The following is a 618-nucleotide window of genomic DNA, read 5'->3' as shown; positions in this document are numbered from 1 at the left end:
GGAAAATGGCAAAATTGTCTCGGGCTTTGGCCACCGCTTCCACAAGCCCGTCGATCCCCGCGCACCAAGGTTGATGGCGTTGGTACGCGAGGCCGCGAAGTCCGGTACGGTGGATGGGCGGTTTGCCGACATTGGCGAGGCTATTCAGGCGGAAATCGGACGCAAGCGCGGCACTGAGATCGCAATGAATATCGATGGGGCCACGGCTGTTATCTTTTGCGAGCTGGGCTTTCCGCCCCCACTCTCTCGTGGTCTGTTCTGTCTCTCCCGCTCGGTAGGCGTCTTGTCTCATGGCTGGGAACAGATGCAGCAGGGCGGCCGGAACAAAGGGCCAATGCCACCGCGCTATCTGCCGGAATACATTGGTGTTAAATCGGAGAGCTAAACCGACGAAACCTCTTAAGGCCGGAGCTATCGTTTGCGGCTGCATCAGCGGCATCTATTTCAAAACACTGGAAAAATATGACGCAATTGAGGTTATGGCCTGTGCCAGACTCGCACCGCAGATCGAGGGGTATTTGTCAGATATCAAAAGTCGCGCAATCCCGATGAACATCGATGGCGCGACCGCCGCAGTTTACGTCGAGCTTGGCTTTAAAGCCTCACTCGCGAGTGGAC

1 protein-coding gene and 1 pseudogene are annotated in these 618 nt (G+C 56.5%); both read left to right on the top strand.

The genetic code is table 11. From position 1 onward, the window contains the following. Window positions 1-385 (top strand): citrate/2-methylcitrate synthase (locus tag ACR0E6_RS22615; RefSeq protein ID WP_480587604.1); only part of this gene is annotated, 385 nt, incomplete at its 5' end. After that, window positions 366-618 (top strand): annotated as a pseudogene (locus tag ACR0E6_RS22610) (hypothetical protein); the annotation flags it as partial. The gene ACR0E6_RS22615 and the pseudogene ACR0E6_RS22610, both read left to right, overlap by 20 nt.

This window comes from Ruegeria sp. AP12 (genome assembly GCF_056540025.1).
Note: the sequence above shows the minus strand (reverse complement) of the source record. Positions and strands in the feature narration are given on the sequence as shown.